The organism is Rhodococcus sp. SG20037 (genome assembly GCF_031763325.1).
Lineage (GTDB): Bacteria > Actinomycetota > Actinomycetes > Mycobacteriales > Mycobacteriaceae > Rhodococcus_F > Rhodococcus_F qingshengii.
On record NZ_CP134497.1, the window covers coordinates 37,197 to 54,545 of the forward strand.

At 63.1% G+C, this 17,349-nt stretch carries 20 protein-coding genes, 1 tRNA gene and 2 pseudogenes; 14 read left to right on the forward strand and 9 right to left on the reverse strand.

Translation table 11 applies throughout. From position 1 onward, the window contains the following. From RHP72_RS00170 to RHP72_RS00190, 5 genes are all read right to left on the reverse strand, one after another. Complete coding sequence (locus tag RHP72_RS00170) at positions 1-1,467, reverse strand: penicillin-binding protein 2 (protein ID WP_007735774.1); 1,467 nt, start codon at positions 1,465-1,467, stop codon at positions 1-3. Then, positions 1,464-2,915 carry an FtsW/RodA/SpoVE family cell cycle protein gene (locus tag RHP72_RS00175; protein ID WP_007735775.1) on the reverse strand — a complete coding sequence of 484 codons (1,452 nt, stop codon included), beginning with the start codon at positions 2,913-2,915 and terminating at the stop codon, positions 1,464-1,466. Before RHP72_RS00175 ends, RHP72_RS00170 begins: the two co-directional genes overlap by 4 nt. After that, complete coding sequence (locus RHP72_RS00180; RefSeq protein WP_162114235.1) at positions 2,915-4,339, reverse strand: PP2C family serine/threonine-protein phosphatase; 1,425 nt, start codon at positions 4,337-4,339, stop codon at positions 2,915-2,917. Before RHP72_RS00180 ends, RHP72_RS00175 begins: the two co-directional genes overlap by 1 nt. Next, a complete protein-coding gene (locus tag RHP72_RS00185) occupies positions 4,336-4,800 on the reverse strand; it encodes an FHA domain-containing protein (protein WP_003943418.1) in 465 nt (154 codons plus the stop codon). Before RHP72_RS00185 ends, RHP72_RS00180 begins: the two co-directional genes overlap by 4 nt. 186 nt (positions 4,801-4,986) lie before the next feature. After that, positions 4,987-6,405 (reverse strand): FhaA domain-containing protein, encoded by a 1,419-nt coding sequence (locus tag RHP72_RS00190; RefSeq protein WP_311094173.1) that lies wholly within the window; start codon positions 6,403-6,405, stop codon positions 4,987-4,989. Positions 6,406-6,659: 254 nt separating this feature from the next. Here RHP72_RS00190 and RHP72_RS00195 point away from each other — a divergent pair. Beyond that, positions 6,660-6,745: transfer RNA gene (locus RHP72_RS00195), tRNA-Leu, on the forward strand. Positions 6,746-6,797: 52 nt separating this feature from the next. On the opposite strand, the gene RHP72_RS00200 is transcribed toward RHP72_RS00195, so the two are convergent. Continuing rightward, positions 6,798-7,139, reverse strand: coding sequence for a hypothetical protein (locus tag RHP72_RS00200; protein ID WP_311094174.1), 342 nt, complete (start codon positions 7,137-7,139; stop codon positions 6,798-6,800). A 379-nt stretch (positions 7,140-7,518) separates the two neighbouring features. Next, positions 7,519-8,748, reverse strand: a complete 1,230-nt coding sequence (locus tag RHP72_RS00205) for an IS110 family transposase (protein ID WP_044480144.1) — start codon at positions 8,746-8,748, stop codon at positions 7,519-7,521. 372 nt (positions 8,749-9,120) lie between these two features. Here RHP72_RS00205 and RHP72_RS00210 point away from each other — a divergent pair. The 8 genes and pseudogenes from RHP72_RS00210 to RHP72_RS00245 form a co-directional block, all read left to right on the forward strand. Beyond that, a pseudogene (locus RHP72_RS00210) lies at positions 9,121-9,516 on the forward strand (DUF2637 domain-containing protein); the annotation flags it as partial. A gap of 44 nt (positions 9,517-9,560) precedes the next feature. Further along, entirely contained in the window at positions 9,561-9,995 is a 435-nt protein-coding gene (locus RHP72_RS00215) for a DnaB-like helicase N-terminal domain-containing protein (RefSeq protein ID WP_232330067.1), read from the forward strand. Between the two features lie 14 nt (positions 9,996-10,009). Next, the gene (locus RHP72_RS00220) at positions 10,010-10,186 is read left to right on the forward strand and encodes a hypothetical protein (RefSeq protein ID WP_172403474.1); all 177 of its coding nucleotides are present in this window, start codon (positions 10,010-10,012) and stop codon (positions 10,184-10,186) included. Beyond that, a complete protein-coding gene (locus tag RHP72_RS00225; protein ID WP_054781723.1) occupies positions 10,183-10,395 on the forward strand; it encodes a hypothetical protein in 213 nt (70 codons plus the stop codon). Before RHP72_RS00220 ends, RHP72_RS00225 begins: the two co-directional genes overlap by 4 nt. Positions 10,396-10,397: 2 nt before the next feature. Continuing rightward, positions 10,398-10,565, forward strand: a complete 168-nt coding sequence (locus RHP72_RS00230) for a hypothetical protein (RefSeq protein WP_165638552.1) — start codon at positions 10,398-10,400, stop codon at positions 10,563-10,565. 86 nt (positions 10,566-10,651) lie between these two features. Further along, a complete protein-coding gene (locus tag RHP72_RS00235) occupies positions 10,652-11,452 on the forward strand; it encodes a Fic family protein (protein WP_063315327.1) in 801 nt (266 codons plus the stop codon). Then, complete coding sequence (locus tag RHP72_RS00240) at positions 11,449-12,012, forward strand: recombinase family protein (RefSeq protein WP_054781726.1); 564 nt, start codon at positions 11,449-11,451, stop codon at positions 12,010-12,012. Before RHP72_RS00235 ends, RHP72_RS00240 begins: the two co-directional genes overlap by 4 nt. A 942-nt stretch (positions 12,013-12,954) precedes the next feature. Beyond that, positions 12,955-13,704: a GAF and ANTAR domain-containing protein gene (locus RHP72_RS00245; RefSeq protein ID WP_054781727.1), complete on the forward strand. Its 750-nt coding sequence runs from the start codon at positions 12,955-12,957 to the stop codon at positions 13,702-13,704. Between the two features lie 428 nt (positions 13,705-14,132). Here RHP72_RS00245 and RHP72_RS00250 read toward each other — a convergent pair whose 3' ends face one another. Continuing rightward, positions 14,133-14,489, reverse strand: a complete 357-nt coding sequence (locus RHP72_RS00250) for a hypothetical protein (protein ID WP_054781728.1) — start codon at positions 14,487-14,489, stop codon at positions 14,133-14,135. Positions 14,490-15,106: 617 nt separating this feature from the next. Between RHP72_RS00250 and RHP72_RS00255 the strand changes: the two genes are divergently transcribed. From RHP72_RS00255 to RHP72_RS00265, 3 genes are read left to right on the forward strand one after another with little or no spacing between them, the layout of a single operon-like run. Beyond that, entirely contained in the window at positions 15,107-15,295 is a 189-nt protein-coding gene (locus RHP72_RS00255; RefSeq protein ID WP_058036953.1) for a hypothetical protein, read from the forward strand. Positions 15,296-15,341: 46 nt separating this feature from the next. After that, positions 15,342-15,929: a type 1 glutamine amidotransferase domain-containing protein gene (locus tag RHP72_RS00260; protein WP_054781740.1), complete on the forward strand. Its 588-nt coding sequence runs from the start codon at positions 15,342-15,344 to the stop codon at positions 15,927-15,929. Positions 15,930-15,943: 14 nt separating this feature from the next. Next, positions 15,944-16,171 carry a DUF6480 family protein gene (locus RHP72_RS00265; protein ID WP_054781741.1) on the forward strand — a complete coding sequence of 76 codons (228 nt, stop codon included), beginning with the start codon at positions 15,944-15,946 and terminating at the stop codon, positions 16,169-16,171. A gap of 87 nt (positions 16,172-16,258) precedes the next feature. Here the strand turns inward: RHP72_RS00265 and RHP72_RS00270 are convergent, their stop codons facing one another. Beyond that, complete coding sequence (locus tag RHP72_RS00270) at positions 16,259-16,528, reverse strand: Rho termination factor N-terminal domain-containing protein (protein ID WP_054781729.1); 270 nt, start codon at positions 16,526-16,528, stop codon at positions 16,259-16,261. Positions 16,529-16,763: 235 nt separating this feature from the next. Here RHP72_RS00270 and RHP72_RS00275 point away from each other — a divergent pair, with 235 nt between their 5' ends. After that, positions 16,764-16,919 carry a DUF6131 family protein gene (locus tag RHP72_RS00275; protein ID WP_087503864.1) on the forward strand — a complete coding sequence of 52 codons (156 nt, stop codon included), beginning with the start codon at positions 16,764-16,766 and terminating at the stop codon, positions 16,917-16,919. 58 nt (positions 16,920-16,977) lie between these two features. After that, positions 16,978-17,263 (forward strand): annotated as a pseudogene (locus tag RHP72_RS00280) (low affinity iron permease family protein); the annotation flags it as partial. Positions 17,264-17,349: the final 86 nt, after the last annotated feature.

Consider the following 17,349-nt stretch of genomic DNA (forward strand, 5'->3'; position numbering starts at 1 on the left):
TCAGCCCCCTTGGATTCCGGCTGCGATGACTGCACGACCGATCGGCGCAGCAACCGAGCCACCGGTAGCGGCGAGTCCGCGGTCACCACCGTTCTCGACGATGACGGCCACGGCGACCGTCGGATTCTGCGCCGGTGCAAAAGCGATGTACCACGCGTGCGGCGGGGTTTCCCGCGGGTTCACGCCGTGCTCGGCGGTACCGGTCTTGGAGGCGATCTGAACGCCGGGGATCTTGCCGTCGCCGCCGGTGAAGTTCTCCGAGCCGATCATCAGATCGGTCAGCGTGGCCGCAACTGCCGGCGAGATCGCCTGACCCATCGACACCGGTGACGGCGTACTGAGATCGGTCAGGTCGGGTGCCTGCAACTGGGAGATCAGGTTGGGCTGCATCCGCACACCGCCGTTGGCGACGGTCGCGGCGATCACTGCATTCTCGAGCGGGGTCACCGCGACGTCGCGCTGGCCGATGCTGGTCTGGCCGAGAGCCGCGTCGTCGGAGATGTCGCCGACGGTGCTGTCTGCAACCGGCAGCGGGATCGCGGGAGTGTTGGGTCCGATGCCGAAGGCGCTGGCCTCGTCCTTGATGGCGTCGGCGCCGTCCTTGATGCCCAGTTCGACGAAGGCGGTGTTGCACGAGCGCGCAAACGCGTCACGCAACGACGCCGTCGGGTTGGGGCCGCAGGTGCTGCCGTTGTAGTTCTCGAGGGTCGTGCTGGTGCCGGGCAGCGTGATCTGCGGAGCCGCGGTCAGCTGGTCGTCCGGCGTCGCACCGTTGCCGAGAGCTGCGGCCGTGGTGAGCACCTTGAACGTCGAGCCGGGCGGGTAGGTCTGCGAGATAGCGCGGTTGACCAACGGATCGTTGGGATCGGCATTGAGCTCGTCCCACGCCTTCGTGGTTTCGGCGCCGTCGTGGCTGGCAAGCAGGTTCGGGTCGTAGCTCGGAGTGCTGACCATCGTCAGGATGCGTCCGGTGCTCGGCTCGATGGCGACGACGGAACCGGTGTAACCCTTGCTGGTCAGCTGGTCGTACGCCACCTGCTGCATCGCCGGATTGAGCGTCGTGACGACGTTGCCGCCGCGCGGATCGCGTCCGGACACCAGGTCGAAGAAGCGCTGACTGAACAACCGGTTGTCCGAGCCGTTGAGAATCGGATCCTCGGTGCGCTCGAGGCCGGCGCTGCCGTACTGCATCGAGTAGAAGCCCGTGACCGGTGCGTACGGGTACGGATTCGGATACTCACGCAGGTACTTGTACCGGTCGTCGGTGGCGCGGGAGGCGGCAAGCACCTGACCGGAAGCCGAGATCTGACCTCGCTGGCGTGAGTACTCGTCGAGCAGCACCCGCGAGTTGCGCGGGTCGGCTCGCAGGTCGTCAGCTTTGATGACCTGTACGTACGTGGCGTTGGCGAGGAGCGCGACGACCATCACCATGACGGCCATCGCGACGCGGCGCAGTGGAGTGTTCATACGCGCGGCATCATCTCGGTATTGGCGTCAGCGATTGGGGGCGGACCTTTCTTCTTCGTCACTACCGGCGCACGAGCCGCGTCCGAGATCCGGACGAGGATGGCCAGCAGTAGGTAGTTCGCGAGCAGCGACGAGCCGCCGTACGACATGAACGGTGTTGTCAGACCCGTCAGCGGGATCAGCTTGGTGACGCCGCCGACGACAACAAAAATCTGGATCGCGATGGTGAACGACAGACCGGCGGCGAGCAGTTTGCCGAAGCTGTCGCGCACTGCCAACGCCGTACGTAGGCCGCGCACGATGAGAAGCAGGAACAGCATCAACACAGCGGCCAGGCCGATCAAGCCGAGCTCTTCGCCGATCGTCGCGATGATGAAGTCCGTCTTCGCGAACGGAACCTGGTTGGGCCGGCCACTGCCCAGACCTGTTCCGGCGATACCACCGGTGGCCAGGCCGAACAGCGATTGCGAGATCTGATATCCGGTATTGGCGTAGTCGCCGAGCGGGTCCAGCCAGGTGTCGACGCGCACCCGCACGTGGCCGAACATCTTGTAGGCGAAGAAGAATCCGATGGCGAGCAGTCCGCCGCCGATCACCAGCCAGCCCACACGTTCGGTCGCGATGTAGAGCATCACCAGCACGGTGCTGAAAAGCAGCAACGACGTACCGAGGTCGGTTTCGAAGACGAGCACGCCCACCGAGACTATCCAGGCGAGCAGGATCGGACCGAGGTCTCGGGCACGCGGAAAATCCATGCCCAGGAAGTGTTTACCGGCCGAGGTGAACAGGTCGCGCTTGGCGACGAGCACGGAGGCGAAGAAGATGATGAGCAGGATCTTCGCGAACTCACCTGGCTGAATGCTGAATCCGGGCAGGCGAATCCAGATTTTTGCGCCGTTCACGCTCGAGAACTTCGCCGGCAGGATCGCGGGAATCGCCAGGAACACCAGGCCTGCGAGGCCGAGGGTGTAGCTGAACCGCGCCATCAGGCGGTAGTCCTTCAAGAACACGAGCAGCAACACGAATCCGGTGATCGCCAGTGCAGTCCACATGACCTGCTGGTTCGCATCCGGTGACGGTGCCTCGACGCCGTTGTAGAGCGCTGTCTGTTCGTCGGCGAGGTCGAGTCGGTGGATGAGCACCAACCCAAGGCCGTTGAGCAGGGCGACGATCGGCAGTAGCAGTGGATCTGCGTACGGCGCATACCGCCGAATTGCCAAGTGCGCGATCAGGAACAGGCCCGTGTACGCGAGCGCGTACTTAGCCAGATCGAGAGTGATCTTCTGTTCCTGGCTCGCTTCGACGAGCAGAAGCGAGACCGTCGTGATGATGACGGCGAAGCCCAGGAGCAGTAGCTCCATGTTTCGACGGGTCGACTGGACCGGCGCCGGGGCAAAACCTCCGGGCGGACTCGGAAAAGCCGTCCCCGCAGCTGCGTTGGACGACATCAGTTGACCGTCCTGCAAGTCTGACCGGGAACTTCGGTCGGCGTAGGCGTAGTCGTGGGTGCTGCCGTCGTCGGCGTAGCAGGCTCCGCGGGCGGTGCGGGGGGCGGCGTGGTCTCCGGTGCCGGCGGGGGAGTGGGCGTGGCCGTCGTCGTCGGAACCGGCTCACAACGAGGCAGCAGATCGCCGCCGATGAGACGGATCATCTGGCTCTGCGCATCCTCACGCTTGCCGGACGGCAACCCGGCGCGCACCTGCTCCTGCGCCGACGGCTGCAGATCGGTGACCTCGAGGATGTTGCAGTTGCTGGGAATCGCGTCGGGGGAGACGAGGGTCAGGACGTCGTCGTCGCCGACGCAACCCACCAGATCCGCGTCTTGCAGCGAGTAGCCGAGCACCGAACCGGGGATGCCGCGCAGCACCGTCACGCGGCCGTTGTCTTCGCCGACGTAGTAGTTGTTGCGGATGACGGCGCGGCCGATCACGGCGCCGACGCCGACCAGCGCGATCAGCACCACGGCGAGGACCACCCACCACAACCGGTTCCGCTTCTTCTTCGGTTCCGGTTCGGGTTGGGAGACAACTCGCTTGGGCGTCGCGCGCGGCGGACGCATGGCAGCGGCGCGGCCGGCAGCGGTGTTGGGGGGAGGGGCGTCCTCTTCCTCTTCCGTCGACGCGGCGCCCGCGACGATGGGATGCGACTGGCCGTAGTCGAGGTCGATGACATCGGCGACGACGACGGTGACGTTGTCGGGACCGCCGCTGCGCAGCGCCAATTCGATGAGACGGTCGGCGCACTGCTCCTGAGAGCCCTCGCGCATCGTGTTCTCGATGGTCTCGTCGCTGACCACGTCGGAGAGGCCGTCGGAGCAGAGCAGGTAACGATCGCCGGCGCGGGCTTCGCGCACGGTGAGCGTCGGCTCGATCTCGTTGCCGGTCAACGCCCGCATGATCAGGGATCGCTGCGGGTGCGTGTGTGCCTGTTCGGCGGTGATCCTGCCCTCGTCGACCAACGACTGCACAAAGGTGTCGTCGCGGGTGATCTGCGTCAGGTGGTCGTCGCGCAGCAGGTAGGCGCGCGAGTCGCCGATGTGCACGAGACCGAGCTTGCTGCCGGAGAAGAGGATCGCGGTGAGCGTGGTGCCCATGCCGTCGAGTTCGGGTTCTTCCTCGACGTGATCGGCGATGGAATCGTTGCCCTCGCGGGTGGCTGCCTCGAGCTTGCCGAGCAGATCCTCGCCGGGCTCGTCGTCGTCGAGATGCGCCAGGGCGGCAATCATCAACTGCGACGCGACCTCACCGGCCGCGTGCCCGCCCATACCGTCGGCCAAAGCCAACAGGCGGGCACCGGCGTACACGGAATCTTCGTTGTTGGAGCGCACGAGACCGCGGTCGCTGCGCGCCGCGTAGCGGAGAACAAGGGTCACGGGCGTAGCTCGATTACCGTCTTGCCGACGCGAACCGGGGTGCCCAGCGGGACGCGCACCGCAGTGGTGACCTTGGCGCGGTCCAGATAGGTGCCGTTGGTCGAACCGAGATCCTCGACGTACCAGTCGGCGCCGCGCTGCGAGAGTCGTGCATGGCGCGTCGACGCGTAATCGTCGGTGAGAACGAGTGTCGAATCGTCGGCGCGGCCGATCATCACCGGCTGTGAGCCCAGGGTGATGCGGGTACCGGCGAGGGCGCCCTGCGTGACCACCAGGTACCGAGGCACCTTCGCCTTGCCCAGCGAGGGCAGGACCTTTCCCGCGCGGGTGTACCGCGGCGGAACCCTGACCCCGGAGCCGGCATAGATGTCGGAGCGGAGAGTGCGGAGGACTGCCCAGACGAACAGCCACAGTAGGAGCAGGAAGCCCGCCCGTGTGAGTTGCAGAATCAGGCCCTGCACGGCTGTCCACCTCCTTCTATGGCTCGAGCCCCGCCGCAGCGGGGTTCGAGCATTGTCGACTGGCAGCATCATAGGGGGCTCTGGGCCCCGAAGATCACGATACTGACAGCCGCGTGACGGCGGCGCGCCGACGGACCGCCGAATGTTCGATTGTTATCGGAAAAATCCTGGCGTCCGTTTCTCAGCTCAGAGAATGCGAACCAGAATCTCCGAGTGACCTGCACGAATGATGTCGCCGTCTGCCAGCTGCCAGTCCTGGACCGGTGCTCCGTTGACGGTGGTGCCGTTCGTGGATCCCAAATCGGACAGCATCGCGGTGCGGCCGTCCCAACGGATGTCGATGTGGCGACGTGAGACGCCGGTGTCCGGGAGGCGGAACTGAGCTTCCTGGCCGCGGCCGATGACATTGCTGCCGTCGCGAAGCTGGAAGTGGCGTCCGCTGCCGTCTTCGAGCTGCAGGGTTGCCGTCAGGCTCTGGGCCGTCGGTGCGTAACCGCCCTGCGGCTGGGCATAGCCCTGCTGCGGGTAGGCCTGCGTCTGCTCGAAGTTGCCGCCCTGCTCGTAGCCGGCCTGCTCGTACGGCTGCTGTGTGTACGCCTGCTGGTCATAGCCGCCCTGCTGGTAGCCCTGCTGGTCGTAGCCCGGCTGATCGTAGGACTGGCCGTTGTACGGCTGCTGGTAGCCCTGCTGGTCGTAGCCGCCCTGCTGGTAGCCCTGCTGGTCGTACCCACCCTGGTACGCCTGCTGGCCGTAGCCCTGCTGCTCGTACGGCTGCTGCTGGTAACCCTGCTGGTCGTAGCCGCCGCCCTGCTGGTCATAGCCCTGCTGGTCGTAACCGGCCTGCTCGTACGGCTGCTGCTGGTTCGGGTACGCCTGCTGGTCGTAGCCACCCTGCTGCTGGTTGTAGCCCTGCTGGTCGTCGCCCGTGCGGTAACCGTCGCCGCGGTCGTAACCGTTCTGGTACGGCGCTTCCTGGCCCTGCGGAGCGGCGTAACCGCCGTCGTCGTGGGAGTACCCGTTCCGTGCCGGCTGCTGCGGTTCGGGCTGGCGACCCGCCGGTTCGCGGCTTGGTTCGTAGCCTGAGTTCTGCGTCATGGGGCCGGCTCCTGGTTGTGACGGGACTGGATTGGAAACAGGGGGAACAATCGGTGCGGGTCGCTGAGGCGGCCGTTGTGGCGGCCGCGACGAAACCTGCGGAACATGCGACGGCGGCGTTGCCTGCTCGGCGTCACCATCCGGGTCGACGGTTCCGCGGGTGCGGAACTGACCGGTGTGGAGCGTAGGCGAAGGCTCGAAGGTGACCGAGATGTCGCCGTACGTCTGCCAACCCTGATCGCGGATGAAATCCTGCAGGTGTCGGCTGAAAGCTTTTGTCGTCAGTTCGCGATCTGCTGCCAGCTCTTCGTGATCGGAGTTGTTGATGGTGATCACGTAGTTGTTGGGGGCGAGAAGGATTCCGCCGCCGAGGTGCTCGACGCGGTCACGTGCCTCCTGCTGGAGCGCCGCCTCTACTTCCTGCGGCACAACACCACCACCGAAGACCCGCGCGAATGCGTCGCCGACAGCTCCTTGGAGCTTTCGTTCGAAACGCTGCACGATGCCCATCGGGCCCTCCTCTCGCCTCGCATCTACGACAGCAAAATGCTCGGCAAGTAGCGCCGGCACCGCCTTGTCGCGTGTCGTCCAAACTGCTGTACAGGTTCCACGGTACTGTCAAATGACGCTTCGGCAGTACCTGGCCGCTGTTTCAGCATGGTATCGGTTCTGGGCTTTCGGGTGCTCGGTGTTCATCGATTCGTGCCCTGAGCTGCACGAATAGAACTTTCAAAGTTTGTCGTGATAATGTTTCGGCGTTGCTCGGGCGAGTGGCGGAATGGCAGACGCGCTGGCTTCAGGTGCCAGTGTCCTTCGGGACGTGGGGGTTCAAGTCCCCCTTCGCCCACCACAAGACGAGGCCCTAACTCCTTTGAGTTGGGGCCTCGTTTTTTTGTTGTCGGCTAACTGGCCGCAGCCTGAATGAAGCTCAGAACGAAGTCCAATGCGGTGCCCGCAAACGGGTCGCCGACTGGTTGAGGGGCCGCGGCGGGCGCAGGGATCTGAGGGGTCATCATCCCTGGCGGCAGTGTGCCGGGCGGGAGATTGATGATGGCGTTGATGTCGTAGATGGTGTTGCCGGGACCGTTGGTCACCGCGAAAGAGATACTGCCGAAGTCGACGACCGGAGTGTCGGCTGATGCAGTACCCACTGCACTGCCGAAGGTGATCGCGGCAGCGAGCGCGCCAACGCCGAGGGCGGCGGTGGTTCGGGACAAACGAGTAGGCGTTTCGAGTCCATTCACAGATGTGCTCCCTTTCGTGGTGACAGCATCCGTGCGTGGACGCCGAGCAGCCAGGAGATTGCAACTACTGCCGAGGAAGATAACGGACATTCACCCCATGGCGGAGTGGTTCGGCACGAAGTGCTTCGTCGTTCCCAGCAGTCAGAGACTTGGGACTTGCCCAGGAGATTCTTGTCGTCTTGGTTGAACGTCTGTTGGCCGACGAACCCTCAGTAACGGGTAAAACGTGACGTTCTCGCTCGACGCTGACCCTTTTCGTATGTACGTATATCCGTAGATGCGGACATACACGGAAAGCTAAATGGGGGTCCCACAAGGAGGCAACCCGGCGAAGCTCCAGACCGGGAACCTTTGGAAGACATCTCACGGGGTGTAGGAGTCAAGCCGCGATCGGGAGGGGAGGTGGAAATGCGTGCAGTTCGTCGAAGAATTCGCGGGTGGTAAGGCAGTGGTGGAGTTGGCCGAGGAATCGGTTGAACAGGTGTCGTTGGGCTTGGTGGTTCCAGTCTCCGCCGGCGCGGCGAGCGTCGAAATGTCGTCGGGCGCCGGGGGACGCTTGCAGGGCGCTGAACGCCCAGATCGTTCCCGCTGCTGCCAGTCGCCGGTTCTTGACGTGCCGGTGCAGGACGAAGGTTTTCTTCCCGCTGGCACGGGTGATCGGGGCAGCACCGGCGTAGGCCTTGAGGCCGCGCGCGGTCGCGAACCTGTTTCGGTCGTCACCGATCTCGGCGAGCACGCGAGCACCTGCGAGCGGCCCCAGACCGGGAAAGCTGGTGATGATCTTCGCATCCGGGTGCTCGGAGAAGAGCACGCTCACGTGCGCGGCGAGGGTCTCGGCGGCTGTGCAGGCGGCGTCGAACTGCCGCAACAGGGTCATCAGGCTGATTCCCATCGCTGCTTCGATCTGCGGTGGCTGGCGAAGCGCCGGGGCGCGCATGATGGCCCGCAGTCGTTCGACGTCTCGGTCGAGGAATCGGGAACGTCCGGCTCTTTTGAGTGCTGCTTTGAGTTGGGGCCGGGTCAGGGCGGCAGCTGCGGTCGGAGTCGGAGCTGCAGCGAGCACGCTTCGGGCATCAGGGCGGGTCAGCCCGTCTTCGAGCGACTGAAACGCGGTCAACGCTGCCGGGAAATATTCCTTGAGCAGCGAGCGGATCTCGTTGCCGAAGCGTTGCCGAGACCAGACGGCGTCCTGCTGGGCGCGGGCGAGAACCCGAATGGCCAGAGCGCTGTCGGTATCCGCCGGCAGTGGGCGGTGCGCGACGGCGTCGGTGCGCACGATATTCGCCAGCATGACCGCGTCGGCGGAATCGGATTTCGATCCGGAGACCGAATGCCGGGACCGGTACCGGGAGGCCGCGAGCGGATTGATCGGGTAGATCACCCGGCCACTCGCGCGCAGTCCGGCAACCCACAGGCCGTGATCGGTTTCGATCCCGACTGGGATCGGATCTTCGGCGGTGTCGCCGGCTTCGGCGAATGCCTCGAGCAACCGGGCGAACCCGGCAGCGTCGTTGTCGACTCGTCCCCGGCTCACGACTTCGCCCAGGTCGTTGAGGATCGCGAAGTCGTGATGGTTTTCGGCCCAATCGATTCCGCAGTACAGTCCCACCGCGCCTCCCAATGTCGATGTGCAGGTTGCGAACCCGTGTGGTGCACGCGGCGACCTAATTGCAGGACTCGACGGTCCGTCATCTCACCAGCCGTTCGTGACACCAGCGCACCGCAGGGCGCTCGATCTGCCGAAGAGCTCACGGCTCGGGAACACAGAAGAAGAGATCATCCCTGCGGCGGGCTCGTACCACGACATTTCACCACGCCGAATGGTGCACTGCCCGGCGCTGCCTCTCTTCCAGAAGGCGTCGCATGCGCCGGGAAAACCCTGGAGTCCGCCTGGCAGTGCACCCGCAGAAACAGCAGACCAGCGTGAGCGTTGTTGCCCGTCGGTCCGTGCTTCTACACACCAATTAGGAAAAACCCGATCATGAACGACTTTAGCCTCCGGGCTGCCCGTATCCAGCTAGGCGCATTGCTCGCCGCACTCGCACTCGCGATCGTCATTGCACTCGGCATCACCACCGGCGCATTCGTACTTTCCTTCGCCGTACAACGCGACCTTGCAAGGCAAGCGCTGATCCCCGAACACCTGACCTGGATTTTCCCGGCGATCGTCGACAGTGCAATCCTCGGCGCGACCATCGCCATCGTCATCATCAGCAAGCTCAACATGAACAAACGCGACAGAGGCTTCTACATAGCGCTTGCAGTCAGCGTTGTCGTGATCAGCATCCTCGGAAACGCGTACCACGCCTATCACGCAGCAATCGCCGCACGGCAGTTCATCGTCGGTGGGGGAGACCTCGGGTTCAGTCCCCTCGCGAGTACAGCACCGCCCTCGACGTCGAGGCTCAACTCCTGTGCTCGCTGCTCTGGGCGCCGGCTGAGAGCGCGAAACGTGCCGTCGCAGCTCTGACCAGCGCAGACTTCTACCGGCCCGTGAACGCGGCACTGTTCACCGCCATCGAGGAGCTAGTCACTTCCGGCAAACCGCACAACAGTGCCCATGTCTTCGCCACCTTGCAGCAGGAAGGACGCACCAGCGGGCACCTCGGGAAACAACTCACCAAAGCACTCACCGACATCAGCACCATCGGCGTCCCGTCCGCTGAACTCGAGCACAAGATTGCCGCAGTCCTCATCCAGGCCTACCGGCGCGGATTCCGCGAAGCAGCACGATCCCTCGCCCAAGCCGCCGAAGAACTCCCCGAAGACCAACTGTTCGAACACCTGCTCAGCATCGGCCGCGAACGCCGCGCAGCCTCCCAACGCCTCGCAGCCATCCGCGAAGGCCGCCCATGACTAACAAACCGAGAGTGTTGAAACACAGCATCTTCGGAGTCCTCGCGCTCGCCGTCGCAGCCCTGGACTTCACCATCGGCACCAAACACATGATCACCGCCGGAATCATCGCCCTCACCGCCTCCGTCTACAGCTTCACCAAAGCCGCCAGCCTCCGAAAAGCCCCAAACGACAAAGGGAATCGACCATGACGACCGAAAAAGACACCAGCAAACCCGGCTGGAAAGCGCACACCGTCGTCGCGCTGATCAGCCTCGCCGTAGGCATCATCTTCCTCACCGGCGGAACAACCATTTCACTCATCGCCGGAACAAGCCTCCTCGGGCTTGCCGTCTACCACTACGTCGTAGCCCTACGCCTCCGCCGAGAACTCAAGACACCCGCCGAAGAGGAGGGTTGAACGTGAGCGACGACGAACACGATGCCTGGCAACTGCACCACCACGGAGCCAGCTGGGACGACATCGGCACCGAAATGGGATGCAGCCCCACCACCGCGCAAACCCTCGCAACCGCCTACGAGAAACGCACCGACAACGCCGCCGCACAAACCCAAAACACTCTGTTCTGAAAACCCGTCCGTAGGTCCGTGTCGGAGCTACCAGGCACAATCGCCGGAAACGACAGAAAGGAACGCCATGAACAACGAGATCACGAATGGCGGAATTGGCAGCGAACCCGATCGACGGACACTTCGACTTCGCGCACCTGCAAGCAATCCACCGACACCTACTCGGCGACCTGTACGAATGGGCCGGTGAAATCCGCACCATCGACACCGCGCCAGGCGATCTCGGCATCCTCCACGACCCACCCGCCGCCATCCCAGGCGAACTCGACCGAGTGTTCACCGACATCAACAGCGGTGTCTACGTCAACCACCACAGCCACGAAGCGTTCGTCCAGGACCTCGCCGGACACTGGGGAGATCTCACCAGTGTCCACCCGTTCGTCGACGGAAACTCCCGCACCCAAAGGGTTTTCTTCGACCAACTCGCACGCGACGTCGGATGGGCAATCGAATGGCGCGAACTCAGCGCCGACGCCGTCCAAGCCGCCCGCAACTTCGCCTACATCGACGGCGGAACCATCCTCGCCGACGTCCTACGACCCGCGATCAAACCTGTCACCGAAGTGCCCATGGACTCCATCGCCACCGCACCCCGCGAGAACGTCATGACGTTCCCCGCGCACTGGCAGGCGATGATCGAGCACTACGACACCATGCCCGAACAGACCTATACCTGGGCGAGCCAGATCAAACCCGAAGCACCACAACATGACCCACAGACCACCGAGATCCGGCCAGCCCCCAAGCCGGCCGCTCCGGAACCGGAACTAGCCGACCTCGACACCACCAAGTTTCACACCCACTGGAGCCCCGAGGTCGACCACCAACTCATGAACAGCCGCACCATCCCACAACACAGCAGCAGACCAGAAGGACCGAGACTGTGAGCATCATCGGATACGCCCGCGTCTCCACCCTCGAACAAAACCCCGAACTGCAAGAACACGCACTCCGCCAAGCCGGAGCGATCCGCATCTTCACCGACTACGAATCCGGCTCCAAAACGCAGCGCCCCCAGCTCACCGAATGCCTGAACTACCTACGTGACCACGACGGTGATGTCCTCGTCGTCTGGAAACTCGACAGGCTCGGACGATCCGTCCGCCACGTCATCGACACCGTTCACAACCTCGGTGAGCGCGGCATCGCATTCCGTTCCCTCACAGAAGGATTCGATACCACCACCGCAGGCGGCGAATTTCTCTTCCACATCATGGCAGCCCTTGCCCAAATGGAACGCCGCATGATCGTCGAACGTACTCATGCCGGCCTCGAAGCCGCCCGACGTCAAGGTCGACGCGGCGGCCGGCCGACTGTCATGACCCCGGAACGCACTGAACTCGCCCGTGCACTGCGCGAGCAAGGGAGGAGTCTTGACTCCATCGCTTCGACACTGGGCGTCGGTCGGTCCTCTGTCGGCCGTGCACTCCTGACGGCCATCCAATAGCTCGATCTTTTTCGGAAGACGGTAGTTCAGTTGTGAATCTTGTTGCAGTCTCTACGAATACCGATGGTACCGGTTGGCTCGGTGAGTGTCCTCTCGGAGGTTGAGGGGCTCGATCACGGTGGACTGGCCGAGACTGATACCGACCGAAGCTCCTCAACAGTTTGTGGGCCACCGACTGCACCCGCCAGTGAGCCTAATCATGAAGGCTACGCGTTCGTCTCCGTCTCGTTGGAACGGAGACACGGAGACTTTAGCGCTGAACCGCGATGTAATTCGCTGTTGGAAGGGTGCTCCGCGAGGCTGGAGGAGGACTTCGGGACGGGGAGCCGTCCGGAGTCGAGGAAGATGATGCGACGTTCGATGTCGACGTGTGATTGCAGAATCGTCCGCAGAACCGTCCGAGGAGGGTGAAGCCGACAGCTGTTTGTACTCCGTGTAGCCACTACAGGTGTGGGGAGGCGCAGACCGGCGATCTTGGCTACGTAGGTGCGTCTGGTCGGTAGTGGGTCCGCATGGATGTGGCGTTGCGGCGTTTCCCCATACCGTTGAAGGTCTGTGGTCGGGGCGGGTTTGCGTTGGTGGTGTGTGGGATACCTCTGGGTTGCGGTATCGGGAGCACTCGAAAAGGATTTCGGGGCGCCGCGCAGACGACCTGCCTTCCGGCTGTCCGCTCGCCGGGGGTGGGTCAGCCCCGAAATGGGGCATCCTGGTACGGGCAGTGCCGGGATGCGCATCGGGTTCGCTGGCGTCGGCGCTCACACCTCGGCGCCGGCGAACCACCCTTTGGTTCGGGTTGCTGGTGCGGCGGGACCGCGGCGTCGTGGTGGGGTTTGGTGGTGGTGTGTTCGGGCATTCGTGAGTTGTTGACAAGTGGAGATCGGGGTTTTGCCCATTTTCGTCGTGTGCCGTCACGGTCTCGTGGGAGTGCGTGTGAGGTGTGGGATGGATGTCGTACGAAGCGCTGCTGTCGGTGATGGGTGGTTTCCTCCGCTCGATGCGGCTGCCGAAGCGTTGCAGGATCTGTATCGGGTGTTGAATCCGGCCGGTCACATCGAGAAGTATCTGAACCGGTTGTGTGAGCATGCGGTGGAGTTGATCGAGGATGCGGACATGGCGGGGGTGACGGTTCTCGATGAGGAGGGTGCTGCGTCGACGGCGGCGCGCACGTCCCGTGAGGTCGTCATAGTAGACGAGCTGCAGTATCGGTCGTGGGCGGGTCCGTGTATCGAGGCCGCGGAGAGCGAGCAGATCGTGGTGGCGGACCGCACGACTGCCAGTGAGCGGTGGCCGGGTCTGGCGTCCGAGGCCCGGCGATTCGGGGTGCAGAGTTTCCTGTCGATTCCGTTGCCTGCGCTCGAGCCCGGGGTGCGTGCGGGTGCGGTCAACGTGTACGGCAGCCGTGCGGACGGGTTCGCTCGTTCTGAGGTGGCGTTGATGAATTTGTTCACCACTGCCGCTGGGTATGCGATCGGCAGTACCGAACGTTACCGGGGTGCCCGGCAGTTGGCTCTGCAGCTCGAGCGTGCTCTCGATTCGCGGGCGGTGATCGATCAGGCGAAGGGGGTGTTGATGGCGGTCCACGGTGTCGATGCGGATGCGGCGTTCGCGATGCTGGTCGAGAGATCCCAACGCACCAACACGAAACTGCGGGCGGTGGCAGAGGATCTGCTGGCGAGTGTGCGCATCACCTAGAGATGATGACAAGCCCTCGCCGATGCCGGGCAATGAGCGTGCGAGGGTCCGCGTCCGGGGTCGTGCTGATCGGTTGATGTGAGGTGTGACTCCTCCGACCTGCCGCTGGGCCACCCTACGATCGGCACACACACACCGCACCCTCGTTGTGGGGCCGGAACTGTCTGGGTTTCCGAAACCAATGAGAGAGCACTGCATCACACGTGTCGCATTTCAGTCCGGTGAGGGCTGGTACTTTCAGCCGATCGGGTGCAGGGTGAGAATCGTCCCGGTCTGTGCTGGCTCGGGACTGTTGTTCTGCCGGACGTCGACTCCCATCCCCGTCCGGCAGAGCCCGTTCGTAGCGAATCGAGAACCGTTGGTTCGGTGACAAAGCAGGCTCCTCGGCAACAGACGCCTCGTTACCGAGCCACGGACGCGCTCGGAGTTCAGCGCTGGTCGTCGAGCGGGGAGATCGATTGTTCGAGCAGATATTCCTCGGGTGCCGGCCATAGGGTATCGAGTTCGGCGGAGAAGGCTTCCATAAATTGCCTTGCGCGAACTCCGTTCTGCCACAGGATGAACGAGGAGCTAGCTGCGACATTGCTCGACGAGTGTGTGAGTGCTTGACACCCCACCGTCAGTGGCACCACCAGGTCGTCGTCGGTGCCGGCAGGTCGTCGTCGGAACGAATGCGATCGTCCAGTTCCCCAAGGCCTCGGCGCCGACGACTGAACTTCTTCCCAGCCGAGTTCGTTGACGTCCTGCAACCGCGCGGATCTCCCAGAGCGCACGGTCATTGCCACGTCACGTTTCCTCAGTGCGTGAGCTGGGTAACAAATCGGGGGTCGGTGAAGGAGGGCTTGTGGTGGATGTCGCGTCGTGGACGGAGTCCGAAGAGCACGAAAGGTGGTGGCGCGAGATCGTGGGAATCGCACCTTTCGAAGACCGCCGTGTGGCAAGAGATGTCGGAGACTTGCCGTGTGCCAAGGATTCCACGGCCTCCGCAGGCACGAATGGAAGCCCGCTGCGTTTCGCGGCGTGACGGCGGCCTGAGAGCCGGCCTCATAGAAGGGTGGATGCACGGTGCTGAATGTTGTTCTGTTGCTTGTGATGCTGAGTATCGGCATGGGTGTGGTGATGTGTCTGGACTTCCGATGGCTTCGCTCTTCGGCTCGAGATGATCGTCGACGGTTTGCGTATCGGGGAGATGCGGGGATCCCCAAGTCGTAAATCTGTTTCTGACGGCTCAGGTCGCATACCAGCGACCTCTCTGATCGCCTCGCGCACTTCGTGTGTGAACCGTACAGTCGGCGTACGACGCGCGGGGTCAGCGCCTGAGCGTCCATGGTGACGGTACGGGTTGATACGCCGTCGTCGCAGTCGATGATTGAAGAAGCATCGGCTGGGGAAGCCGACCCGAATGGCTACTTACAGAGTGATCAATCCTGCAGGCGACGTCACCGCGACGCGCGAGATCGACAGCGCTGACGATGCGCATGCCTGGTTCGTCGATGCCCGCGCCGACAACTCGGAACTGGGATGGCGCATGGAAGTCCAGCATGACGGTGAATGGTCGTTCTTCGACGACACCGAGGGCGCATCCAGCTGAGCAGTCGCTCGACGGTTGTGACGAAGATGAGGGAGGACGTTCAAGCATGAGTCGACTACTCGCAGGAAAGAAAGTGGCATTCCTCGTGGCGACGGAGGGAGTCGAACAAATCGAGTTGACGGACCCGTGGGATGCGTTGGTTGCCGAACACGCTCAGCCGTCGATTGTTTCGACAAAATCCGGAACTATTCAGGCATTCAATCATCTCGACAAAGCTGACGTCTTCGACGTGGATGCGGTGGTCGAGTCGGCGAAGTCGTCGGAATACGACGCACTCGTCCTACCCGGTGGTGTGGCCAACCCTGATTTCCTTCGTGTGAATCCAGGGGCGGTGGCGTTCGCCCGGAGTTTCTTCGACGCCGGGAAGCCTGTCGCAGTGATCTGCCACGGACCGTGGACGCTGGTCGAAGCCGGCGTGGTCGCCGGTCGCACGCTGACGTCGTGGCCTAGTTTGCGTACCGATATCACGAATGCGGGCGGCACGTGGGTGGACGAAGAAGTCGTGGTCTGTACTTCAGGACCGAATACGTTGATATCGAGCCGCAACCCCGATGATTTACCGGCGTTCTGCGCGACACTGACCGACACGCTTCGGCAGCCCCAGGCATCGACGAGGACTTCCGAGGGAAGTTGACCGGGAGGTACATCGTGACTTCTACACCGCCCGAACCAGATCCGGACAATACCCCTGACCTGGAACCCGGAGGCGGGGTCAAGCCGGGGAGCACCCCGCCCGATGCTCCCCAGACGTCGGGATTGTCCGAACCCGAACCCGCGACCGTCAAACGCTTTTCAGGAACCGGAATTGCAGCGATGGTCGCGGTCGCGTTGGTTGTCATCGTTTTCGTCATCGCCGCGGTGGCCATACTGGCATGATTTCTGCGCTTCGGACCGAGCGGTGTCGCATGGCGATTCGTACACAGAAGCCGAGTGTCGGGGTGGACCTGACGCCAAGGGCGAGGTTCAGTGATTTCGGAGGGTATCGATCAGTTCGCTCTTCTTGAGTTTCGAATAACCGTGAAGATCCAGCTCTTTGGCACGCTTCTTCAATTCCTCCACCGTCCAGTCTTCGTACGGCGAAGACTTGCCCCCGGATTTACCCACACTCGACCGCCCACGATTGGCGGCCGCGTTGGAAATCCGTGCCGCCTTCTGCTTCGAATCCCCTTTCTTTCGTAATTCTTCGTAGAGGTCCTGATCCTTGAGTTGGGGTTGTGAGTCTTGGCGAGCCACTGGTGCGTCCTCCCACTGTGCCTTTGAACTGAGGGTCCGGTCTCGTACAGGTGCTACCCGTGAGGTGGACGATCAAACCGGAAAACAAGGCACCCTGTGTCACCACCCGAAAGCAGTCGAGGAGTCGGTCGCATCAGGCACGGCCGTACCTGCGCCCAGCCCGTTCCAAGTGTTTGAGGACTGTGACCAGCGGGTACGTCGCCCTCGATGGGTGATCCGTGTCGAAGGAGGGTCCATGATCATTCTCGGAATTGTCTTGTTGATCGTCGGCTTCTTGACTGGCATCTCGATCCTGTGGACGATCGGCATCATTCTCGTGGTGATCGGGGTCGTTCTGTTCGCGCTCGGCGCCGCCGGACATGCTGTCGGTGGTCGGCGGCACTACTACTGACGCTGCGGCGCCGGCCCCTCGGTCACCGCGGAACTCACGTCCATTGCGCATCTGACATGTCACGGTTGTGCTCTGGGCTCCGTCATTTTTCCTGTTGGGCACCATCGTCACCTGGCAACTGATCATCACCACCGTCACCACCATCGTCACATTCCTCCTCGTGGCGTTGCTCCAAAACACCCAGAAACGCTCCGACGACGCCGTTCAGCACAAACTCAATGCCATCGCAGACGGCCTCGCCGACCTGATGAAGCAGCTCTCGAAAGAGCACCTCGAACTCGGCAAAGACCTCAAAGAAACTACGCATGGCCGGTGGACTCGAAGATCACGAAAGTGCGTCCTGAGCCATCTTGTCCACCGTATGCGTCCGCTTCGCCTGCAGAACCTATGATTCAGTGCCGGATCAGGCCGAACTCATGGGCACACGATC